This is a genomic window from Streptomyces sp. NPDC054794 (assembly GCF_053611585.1).
Genome location: NZ_JBSHAQ010000064.1, coordinates 48,008 through 58,301 on the forward strand (window position 1 = coordinate 48,008; position 10,294 = coordinate 58,301).

Annotated in this window: 10 protein-coding genes; 9 read left to right on the forward strand and 1 reads right to left on the reverse strand. The window is 71.1% G+C overall.

The window, feature by feature from the left end; genetic code table 11:
- Window positions 1-52 precede the first annotated feature (52 nt).
- Complete coding sequence (locus ACWGKT_RS41640; protein WP_453277776.1) at window positions 53-892, reverse strand: lysozyme; 840 nt, start codon at window positions 890-892, stop codon at window positions 53-55.
- 276 nt (window positions 893-1,168) lie between these two features.
- On the opposite strand from ACWGKT_RS41640, the gene ACWGKT_RS41645 reads away from it, so the two are divergent.
- The 9 genes from ACWGKT_RS41645 to ACWGKT_RS41685 all read left to right on the forward strand — a co-directional run.
- A complete protein-coding gene (locus tag ACWGKT_RS41645) occupies window positions 1,169-1,543 on the forward strand; it encodes a hypothetical protein (RefSeq protein ID WP_356156047.1) in 375 nt (124 codons plus the stop codon).
- Between the two features lie 42 nt (window positions 1,544-1,585).
- Window positions 1,586-2,248 carry a hypothetical protein gene (locus ACWGKT_RS41650; RefSeq protein ID WP_453277777.1) on the forward strand — a complete coding sequence of 221 codons (663 nt, stop codon included), beginning with the start codon at window positions 1,586-1,588 and terminating at the stop codon, window positions 2,246-2,248.
- 160 nt (window positions 2,249-2,408) lie between these two features.
- Window positions 2,409-2,873 (forward strand): hypothetical protein, encoded by a 465-nt coding sequence (locus ACWGKT_RS41655; RefSeq protein ID WP_453277778.1) that lies wholly within the window; start codon window positions 2,409-2,411, stop codon window positions 2,871-2,873.
- Window positions 2,874-2,957: 84 nt separating this feature from the next.
- The gene (locus ACWGKT_RS41660; protein WP_453277779.1) at window positions 2,958-4,625 is read left to right on the forward strand and encodes a multicopper oxidase family protein; all 1,668 of its coding nucleotides are present in this window, start codon (window positions 2,958-2,960) and stop codon (window positions 4,623-4,625) included.
- 561 nt (window positions 4,626-5,186) lie between these two features.
- Complete coding sequence (locus tag ACWGKT_RS41665; protein WP_453277780.1) at window positions 5,187-6,200, forward strand: sugar ABC transporter substrate-binding protein; 1,014 nt, start codon at window positions 5,187-5,189, stop codon at window positions 6,198-6,200.
- A gap of 67 nt (window positions 6,201-6,267) precedes the next feature.
- The gene (locus ACWGKT_RS41670; RefSeq protein WP_453277781.1) at window positions 6,268-8,820 is read left to right on the forward strand and encodes a sensor histidine kinase; all 2,553 of its coding nucleotides are present in this window, start codon (window positions 6,268-6,270) and stop codon (window positions 8,818-8,820) included.
- A 1-nt stretch (window position 8,821) separates the two neighbouring features.
- Window positions 8,822-9,253 carry a roadblock/LC7 domain-containing protein gene (locus tag ACWGKT_RS41675; RefSeq protein WP_235453703.1) on the forward strand — a complete coding sequence of 144 codons (432 nt, stop codon included), beginning with the start codon at window positions 8,822-8,824 and terminating at the stop codon, window positions 9,251-9,253.
- Between the two features lies 1 nt (window position 9,254).
- Entirely contained in the window at window positions 9,255-9,614 is a 360-nt protein-coding gene (locus ACWGKT_RS41680) for a DUF742 domain-containing protein (RefSeq protein ID WP_453277782.1), read from the forward strand.
- Window positions 9,615-9,711: 97 nt separating this feature from the next.
- The coding region (locus tag ACWGKT_RS41685; protein ID WP_453277783.1) for a GTP-binding protein at window positions 9,712-10,294 on the forward strand (583 nt) is incomplete at its 3' end.

Consider the following 10,294-nt stretch of genomic DNA (forward strand, 5'->3'; position numbering starts at 1 on the left):
GGATGATCACGGCTGGCACTGTAGCGAGTCCGGCTCCGAAGATCACTGCGGGTCAGCCGTTGGCCAGCGCCTTCAGTCTGTCCGTGGAGCCGTTGAACCGGTCGTGGTCGCCCACCGTCGGTCCGGTCGAGGTGTACTGCCACATCGTGTACGTCGACCAGCCCGGCGGCAGGGACCCGACCGTGGAGGCGTACTTGGCCACCCACAGCGGATTGGTCGACCCGAAGCCGCTGTAGCCGCCCGTGCAGCTTTTCCACCAACTGGTGGAGGTGTAGATGACGGCGTCGCGGCCGGTACGGGACTTGTACCGGTTCAGGAAGTCACGCACCCACGAGACCATGGAGCTCGTCGACTTGCCGTAGCAGTCGTCGCCGTACGGATTCCACTCGATGTCGAGGACACCGGGCAGGGTGCTTCCGTCGTCGCTCCAGCCGCCGCCGTGGTCGACGAAGTAGTCGGCCTGCTTGGCGCCGCCGGTGGTGTCGGGGGTGGCGAAGTGGTACGCGCCGCGGATCATGCCGACGTCGCGCGCTCCGCTGGACTGCGAGGAGAAGTAGGGGTTGGTGTAGTAGGTGCCCTCGCTCGCTTTGGAGTAGGACCACTTGACGCCGCTGCTCCACAGGGTCGACCAGGCGACCTTGGCCTGGTAGCTGGCGACGTCCACGCCCTCCGTCTGCCCGGCCTTCGGGCTGGAGGGCGTGCCGTCCTGGCCGTCGTGGGCGACGACGCCGATGCCCATGTAGGCGGAGCCACGAACGGGGGTCGGCGGGACATCGGCCGACGCGGGGACGGCCGAGACCAGCGCGAGCAGTGAGGCGGCGACCGGGAGGGCGGTCGCGATCAGGTAGGCGCGGCGGGCGCGCTCGGCTATGTAGGGTCTCACGCACCCCATCTGACACGTGATCGATCGTCTCCGCACGCGAAGGGCCGCCCCGCGAAAGCCCGTCGGGGCGAGACTCCGTTCGGGTGAGCGGTCCGCCGCGACGCGCGGAGCTCCGGCTGTCAGCGGCCGACAAACCCCGCCTTCACTGGGCGATCAAACGCACGTTATCCGGCAATTGACGCCAAGCCACCGCAAGTCGCCGGGCCGAAGGTTAGCGTCCTCGTCCTGTCACGCCAGGAAAGCGCCCATGGGCGACACCGAGGATGCTGTGCGGAGGTAGCGGGGATGGATCCGGCGACATTGGTGGCGCAGGCGTTGGCCACGGGGGCGAGTGCGGGCCTGACGGGCGCCGCCTCCAGTGCCGTCTCCGACGCCTACCGGGCGCTGAGGCAGGCGCTCCTGGCCCGCCTGTCCGGCAGCCCCCGGGCCCTGGAACGCATCCAGGTGCTGGAACGTCGGCCGGGCACGCCGACCGGGGAACTGGTGCGCGAGTTCGTGGTCACCGATGCCGTCGACGCCCATGTCGAGGAACTGGCGCGGCACCTGCTGGCCCTGATCGGCGGGGCCGACACCCGACCGGCACGGCACGGGATCGACCTGAGCTCCGCCCGGGGCGTGCAGATCGGCGACGGCAACACGCAGCACAACACCTTCGGTTAGACGCCCGTCCGACCGCCACCGCCCGAAGAGAGCACCCTCACGATGAAGAACGGCCAGGCCAGCGGCGTCCAAGCCGGTGACGGCAACGTCCAGCACAACACCTACCAGCCGCCGCGGCACGGCTCGCGCCACCGCTCACGGGACTACGCTCCCTCGGCGACGGTCACCGCCGGCGATCACTCCACCATCACCCAGAAGAACACGCACCTGAAGTTCTCGATCCCCGTGATCGGGCCCCTGATCAGCATGGCGTCCACGCATCCGGTGATCGCCGGGGTCACCGCCGTCGCGGTCCTCGGCGGTGGAGGTCTGGCCGCCACGACCGTACTGCCCGACGCGAAGCCCTCGGTGTCGACGGAGCTGGTGCGCGGGTTCCGCCTGAAGGACGCCGCCCCGGGCACCGCGCCGACGGGCTACGACTTCACCCACACCCCGCCCGTCGTGGCCGGCTCGGGCACCGACGCCATCTACGTCTCGGGCGGCTACCTGGTCGCCACGAACGGCAAACTCGCCGCGTGGAGCGACACGAAGCTCCCCTCCGCGTCCGACTGCCGCTCTGCGGTGGCCGGACAACCGGTCCGCCAGACCGTCATCGGCAGCCGGTTCCTGACCTGCTACGTGGACCGCAACGGCAATCCCGGCTACATCCTGGTGACCGCGTCGGACGACCAGTACACGACGGTCGACACGGCGCATCTGCGGTGAGCGGCGCCGAGGGGACGGCGTCGTTGCTCCGTGCGAGTGGTGGATCCGGCGCGACGGTCGTAGCGTCGGTACTGAGGTGATCGCGCGCGATGTGCTGAGCCACATGAGTGGAGCACGGGCGCGCGGCCACGAGAACAGAGCAAGGCGGGTGGGAACGACGATGGCCAGACCAGCGGTGTGGACGGCACTCCTGCTCGGAGCGAGCACGCTTCTCTCGGCAGCCATGACGACGGCCACCGCCGCTCCGCCGGGATCGGCACCGGCGCGGCCACAGGCGGCCCAGCAGCAGGCACCCGTGCTCGTCGACTGCACGTTCAACCCCAACGTGCACCCCACCGACTTCATTCTGGCCTGCGGCGACGGCAACAGCCGCCTCACCGGGCTGAGCTGGTCGCACTGGGGGCAGAGTTCGGCGACGGCCGAAGGCGTGAACGTGGTGAACGACTGCAAGCCGTACTGCGCGGCGGGCACCTTCCACCCGTACGCCGTGACGGTCAGGCTGGACCGTCCCGAGGCGTGGAAGAAGGACCCCGGGGTCCAGCGCTTCACCCGAATGAGTCTCACCTACCCGAACAACAGGCCCGAGGGATACGCACGTGTGATGACCTACCCTCTGTGGGACTGACCGGGTAGCCCTCGGTATCCGACACCACCAAATGCGCCGCCGCAGTTCCCGGACATATCACCACAAAACGTGTGTTATTCAGTCATGCACACACCTTCGCGGCGTACCTTGCTCCGTGCCCCGATCGCGGCCATCGGCTCGGGACTGCTGGCCGCCTGCAGCGACGACGGCCCGCACCCGCACTCCCCCCACCCCGGGTCCGGGGTCGGCGTGGAGGGCGGCTTCGTACCCCAAGGACCCAAGGGGTACGTCAACCCCTCGGGCCCCGAGGTCCACGCAGCCGAGCGGAGACGTGGGTCCGGACCTGTGCGCACATTCAGATTCACCGCCGCCCCGATCACCGTCGACCTGGGCGGACGGTCGGTGTCCACGTGGGCCTACGACGGCCGGCTGCCCGGCCCGGAGGTCCGCATCACCGCAGGTGACGTCCTGAGCATCAACCTCGCCAACCGCCTGCCGACGACCACCACGCTCCACTCCCACGGCGTGCGCATGCGCTGTGACATGGACGGGGTGCCCGATCTGACCCAGCCGGCCATCGCCTCCGGCGAGGACTTCACCTACCGCTTCACCGTCAGCCACCCCGGCACCTACCTGCTGCACTCCCACGTCGGAATGCAGCCGGACCGCGGCTTGTACGCACCTCTGATCGTCCAGGACCCGAAGGAACCCCTCGCGTACGACAAGGAGTGGGTGATCGTCCTCGACGACTGGGTCGACGGTGTGGACGGCTCCACCCCCGACCGTGTCTTCAACGAACTCGTCCACGGCAGGATGAAGCCGATGGACGGCATGGGCATGCGCCCCGGCCACATGGCCATGGGTCCCGAGCACAGCAGCGCGCGGCCCAGCGGGTCCGCCCACGCGTCGAAGTCGGCATCGAAGTCGGCCGCACGGAAGTCGGCCACCGGTCCCTCGCGGGCGCTCCACAACTCCTACAGCCACATCCTGCACAGCGAGGGCGGCAGCGTCGCCTACCCGTACTACCTCGCCAACGGCCGCCTGCCCACGCAGCCGTCGGTGTTCCAGGCCCGCCCCGGCGACCGCATCCGGCTGCGCATCATCAACGCGGGGGCGGACACCGCCTTCCGCGTGGCCCTCGGCGGCCACACGATGACGGTCACCCACACGGACGGCTACCCCGTCGAGCACACCCGCACCGACGCCCTCATCATCGGCATGGCCGAGCGTTACGACGTCCTCGTCACCGTCAAGGACGGCGTCTTCCCGCTCGTCGCGCTCGCCGAGGGCAAGAAGGCCCACGCGCTCGCCGTACTGCGCACCAACAAGAGCAAAACCGTTCCGGCAGCCACGGCCCGGCCGAGCGAGCTGGACGGGAAGCTCGTCCCCGCACGGCGCCTGGAGCCGCACGCGTCCGTGGCCCTGAGCGACCGTGAACCCGACCGCATGCTGCGCATCAGACTCACGGGCGGCATGAAGCTGTACGACTGGGGCATGGACCACCTGCCCTACTCGGTCACCCAGCGCCACCCCGTTCGCGCGGGCGAACGCGTCCGGCTCACCCTCGTCAACGCGACCGACATGTGGCACCCCCTGCACCTGCACGGTCACACCTTCTCCCTCACCGGCCTCGATGCCGTGGGAGCCCGCAAGGACACCGCCCTGGTCCTGCCGCACCGCAAACTCGTCGTCGACTTCGACGCGGACAACCCCGGGCTGTGGATGCTCCATTGCCACAACCAGTACCACTCGGAAAGCGGCATGATGACGATCCTCGGCTATCGGTCCTAGCCCCGACCGAACACGCAACCGCCGCCTCCCGCCGAAGCTGTCGGGAAGCGGCGGTTGCCGGCCGCTCCGTGACCGCTCTGAGCGCCTGACGCAACGGCCAACTGTCGGGCTCCGTACCGGTCGTGGTGGTCGACAGCACCTGCTACGAGGCGGCCGTGGACGCCGCAGGGCGACTGACGGCAGCGGGAGCCCGCGCGCATCCGGGGTGCGGGTGGTGCGAGCGCACGGTGTCCCCGGGAGCGGGGCCGCTCGGTGCGCAGCCGTGCGCGTCCGAGAACTGGCCGACGGAGAGGTGTCCGGCGAGCGGGCCCTGACCCGGACCGCACCGCACCGCCCGTCGCCGCCCCTCGCCGACCCGAGAGCGGACCACAACGTCCGTACTCCGCACGGATCATCACGATGCGGCAGCGGCAACCCACTAACGAACGTCACACACTTGACTACCTGCGGTCACACGCGATTGGCTCCGGCCAGGAGAGTCGCCCGTGCGGCGCAGGACCACGCGACGGGTTGCGCTCCATCCCCCTCATGCTCGGCCGCACAGCGAGGTGCCGCACCCTCATGAACAATCCCTTCCCACGTTCCGCTCCCCTCAGACCGGCGCACGCCACGGCGCCGGCCGCCGTGGCGGTCGTCGTCACTCTGCTCGTGGCCGGCTGCTCCGGTTCGGGCGGCGCGCAGTCCACGTCGGGATCCGGCCGGGCCGCCGCCGGCCGGATGAAGATAGCCCTGGTCAGCCACTCCAACCCGGGCGACACCTTCTGGGACCTGGTGCGCAGGGGCGCCGAGGCGGCCGCTGCCAAGGACGGCGTCGAGCTGACCTACGCGAATGACAACGATGGCGCCGGACAGGCCGAGTTGGTGCGGGACGCGATCCGGGACAAGGTCGACGGCGTCGCGGTCACGCTGGCCAAGCCGGAGGTGATGAAGGGCCCGATCGCGCAGGCGAAGGCCGCCGGCATCCCGGTGGTCGCCCTGAACTCGGGCATCGACTCCTGGCGGGCGGCGGGGGCACTGGAGTACTTCGGCCAGGACGAGAGCGTGGCGGGCCGCGCCGTCGGCGACAAGCTGGACGACCTCAAGGCCAAGCACACCCTGTGCGTCATCCACGAGCGCGGCAACATCGCCCTGGAGGCGCGCTGCGCCGGGGTGAAGAAGGCGTTCGGCGGCCGGACGGACATCCTGTACGCGGACGGCACCGACGTCGGCGCCGTGACCGACTCCGTCGCGGCGGCACTGCGGCGGGACCCGAGCATCGACGAAGTCGTCACCTGCGGCGCTCCGTTCGCGCTCGCCGCCGTGAAGTCGGTGCGGCAGGCGGGCGGCAAGGCGCACGTCGCGACCTTCGACCTGAGCAAGGACCTGGTCAAGGCGGTGAGCGGCGGGGAGGTCCAGTTCGCCGTGGACCAGCAGCCGTACCTGCAGGGCTATCTCGCCGTGGACTCGCTGTGGCTCTACCGGACCAACGGCAACACCAGCGGCGGCGGAGTGGCTCCCGTCCTGACCGGTCCGGCGTTCGTGACCAGGACGAACGTGGCCTCGGTGGCGAAGTTCGCCGCCAACGGGACCCGTTGACCGGCCCCTCGGCCGCCTCGCGCAATGCGCCCCTCCTCCGCCCTCGTTGACCGCCCCTAGGACGACCATGTCTCCACGGACAGGTGCCCGGCGCCGGCTCGGCTCCATACGTCTCTCGCTGATCCTGCTGGCGCTCGTGCCGAGCGTCACCCTCGCCGCCGTGTGGGGTGTGACGACGACACAGATGTTCTCGGAAGGCCTACGGCTGCGATCGCAGACGCAGTTGAGCCGCTCGACCGGAGCCATGGGCACCGAGGCCACGCTCGCCCTGCAGCGGGAGCGCAGCCTGTCGGCCGTGTGGCTGGCCTCGCGGCACGGCTCCCGGACCGCGCTCGACGCGCAGCGCCACAAGACGGACCGGGCGGTCGCCAAGCTGGTCGACCGGGCCGACGAGCTCCGGCAGGCACCCGCCCGCATCAAGGACCGGCTGTACTCGGTCGTCGCCTCGGTCGGCAGCCTGGAGTACTACCGCGGCCAGGTGGACGACCCCACCGACATCACCGCCGCGCAGGCGCTGGGCCAGTACACCTCGATCATCGACGACCAGATCCACGGCTTCCAGGAGCTCTCCCAGGTCGACGACGGCGACCTCACCTCGCAGGCCGGTCCGCTCGTCGCGCTGGAGCACGCGGCCGAGCTGATGTCCCAGGAGGACGCGCAGCTCACGCTGGCCGGGCCGGCCCGCTCCATGGACGACAAGGCGTGGGCGGGGTTCACGCAGTTGGTGAACACCCGCCGCTGGCTCGTGCAGGACCAGATCGTCCCCTCGCTCACCGGCGACGCGAAGCGGCAGACCGAGACGATCCTGGGCGGCGCGGACTGGCGGACCCTGGAGTCCATCGAGGACCGGGTGCTCGCGGCCCGCCCGGCGCACGCCGGTGACCGGCGGATTCCGCTGCCGGACGTGCAGAAGGAGTGGCGTGCCGCGCTCATCAAGGTGTCCGACCAGTACTCGGCCCTGATCCGGCAGCAGACGTCGGACCTGCTCGCGCGCAGCGCCGACAAGGCGCACGGCCTGCTGGTGACCGCGGCCTCACTGAGCGTCGGCGGACTCGCCGCCCTGCTGGTGTGCGTCGGCATGTCCTGGCGCATCACCCGTTCCCTGTCCCGTCGGCTGCGCGGCCTCAAGGTGGCCACTCTCGGCCTGGCCGAGGAACGGCTGCCCGACGTGGTCGCCCGGCTGGACCGCGGCGAGCGGGTCGACGTGGAGCTGGCGACCCCGCCGCTGGACTACGGCGACGACGAACTCGGGCAGGTGGCCCAGGCGTTCAACACCGCGCAGCGCACGGCCGTACACACCGCGGTGGAACTCGCCGACACCCGGCGCGGCTTCCAGAAGGTCATCCTGGGCATCGCCCGGCAGAGCCAGAACCTGGTCAATCTGCAACTCGGCAAGCTCGACGCGCTGGAGCGGCGGCACGACGACCCGGAGATCCTCCGGGGCCTGTACGAACTGGACTCCACCGCCAGCCAGTTGCGCCGCTACGAGGAGAACCTCGTGATCATCAGCGGGGAGCGGCCGGGACGCAGCTGGAGCGCGCCGGTCGCGCTGATCGACATCCTGCGCGGCGCCGTCGGTGAGGTCGCCGAGTACCAGCGGGTGGAGGTGCACACCGACGAGGAGGTGAGCCTCGCCCCGCCCGCCGTCGCGGACGTGATCCACCTGCTGGCCGAGCTCATCGACAACGCGACGGTGTACTCCCCCGCGCCGAGCCCGGTCGAGGTCCGGGCCGCGATGGTGGCCAAGGGCCTGGCCATCGAGATCGAGGACCGCGGCCTCGGCATGTCCGAGGAGGACTACGCGTCCCTGAACTCCCAGTTGGCGGTGGAGCCCCAGTTCGACGTGGTGGCGCTCGCCGACGACCTGCGGCTCGGCATGTTCGTGATCGCCCGGCTCGCCACCCGGCACGGCATCGCCGTCACGCTGCGCCCCTCTCCGTTCGGCGGAACGACGGCGATCGTCCTGGTGCCGCACGACATCGTCGTACGCGACACCTCGGCGGGCCCGGCGGCGGACGACCGGGACGGGCACGGCGACGAGAAGGCGGCCGGGACCGTGCCGCCGCTCGTACGGCGGGCCCGGCACGCCCGCCCGGCCGGTGCCGGTGACGACGGGCAGGAGGCGCTTGCGGCCCGCAGCGGCGACGACGGGCGGGAGCCGTCCCCCGCGAGCATCGACGACGAGGCACGGGAGCCGGTCCCGGCCCGCTCCGGCGACGAGGGGCGCGAGCCGATCCCGGCGCGCGTTCCCGGGCCGAGGAACGGGGCAACGGGCGCCGACCGGCCGGGCGACACACCCGCGCCGGCCCCGCTGCCGCGCCGTGTGCCGCAGACGAGCCTGGTCCCCGAACTGCGCGACGACGCCGACCCGGAGGAGGAGAAGGGCGATCCCGTCGACGACTTCAGCGCGGAGCGCGCCGCCTCCTCGCTGGCCGGGTTCCAGCGCGGCACGCTCCGGGCGCGTGACGAGGACACCGAAGCGCTGTACGACCAGGAGGAGGCAACCGCGCCCACGGAACCGGAGGTACCCGTCCCCGCCGCGGCCGAGCTCTCGGCGCCGCCCGAGCAGCCGGACCCCGATCCCCGACACCGCCCGCCGACCGCTCATGAAGGACGCTGACATGACCCGCCCCACCCCCGCCACGCACACCCAGCTCGACCAGTTGCTCACCGGACTCGTCGACCGGGTCGCCGAGGTGAACCACGCCGTCGTCCTGTCCGAGGACGGGCTCGTGGTCAGCAAGTCCACGGGGTTCCTGCGTGATGACGCCGAACGCCTGGCGGCGACCGCGTCCGGCCTGATGAGCCTCAGCCGGGGCGTCAGCATGGACTTCCGGGGCGGCCCGGTGCGCCAGGCGCTCATCGAGATGGCCAACAGCTATCTGATCCTGACCGCGGCCGGCCCCGGCGCCCATCTCGTGGTGCTCACCAGCCAGGGCGCGGACGTCGGTGTGGTGGCGTACCAGATGAACATGCTGGTGAAGAAGATCGGTGAGCACCTCAGCGCGGCCCCGCGCGCGGGCGTCGTCGCGGCCTCCGAACGCGGCGAGTGAGGTGAGCGGAGGCGACGCGGCGGGTCGTCTGGTACGGCCGTTCACCCTCACCGGTGGCCGGACCCGGCCCAGCCGCGCCGACTTCACCCTGATCACGACGGTGACGGCGGTGGATCCACCGCCCGTCCGGGCCGGCCGGCTGCAGCCCGAGCACACCCGGATCCTGCGGCGGTGCGCGCGGCCGATCGCCGTCGCGGAGCTCGCCGCCCACCTCGACCTGCCCATGAGCGTGGTCGTCATCCTGCTCTGCGACCTGCTGGAGGCGGGCCGGATCACCGCCCACCCGCCGCACCCCGTCTCCCGCACCGAACCGGACCTGGAACTGCTGCGGAAGGTACGGGAGGGTCTCGGCCGTCTCTAGGACCCGCCCGGCACCCCTCGGCACCACCCCGCACGAGGCACCCCCGTACGAGGCACCCCCGACCCCGCCGACCCGAGAGAAAAGGGCACCGCGACGCATGGTCAGCCAGATCCGCCGGACAGATCCCGGCTCCTGTGCCGGGACGCTCGCCGCACCCGACACCGTCAAGATTCTGATCGCCGGGGGATTCGGTGTCGGCAAGACCACGATGGTCGGGGCCGTCAGCGAGATCGCCCCGTTGCGTACCGAGGAACCGCTGACCGCGGCCGGCCTGGACGTCGACGATCTCGACGGCATCGAGGCGAAACGGTCCACCACGGTGGCCCTCGACTTCGGCCGGATCACCATCGGCCACGACCTGGTGCTGTACCTCTTCGGCACACCGGGGCAGCAGCGGTTCTGGTTCATGTGGAACGACCTGGCCATCGGCGCGCTGGGGGCGGTCGTCCTCGTCGACGTCCGCCGGCCGCGCACCAGTTTCGCCGCCATCGACTTCTTCGAGCGCCGCCGCATCCCGTTCGTCGTCGGCGTCAACGGCTTCCACGGCCTGCATCCCTACACGCCCGACGAGGTCCGGGACGCCCTCGCGCTGCCCGAGGGCACGCCCGTGCTGCTCTGTGACGCGCGGGAGCGGGAGTCGTGCCGGGACGTGCTGATCGCCCTGATCGACCGTCTGATCT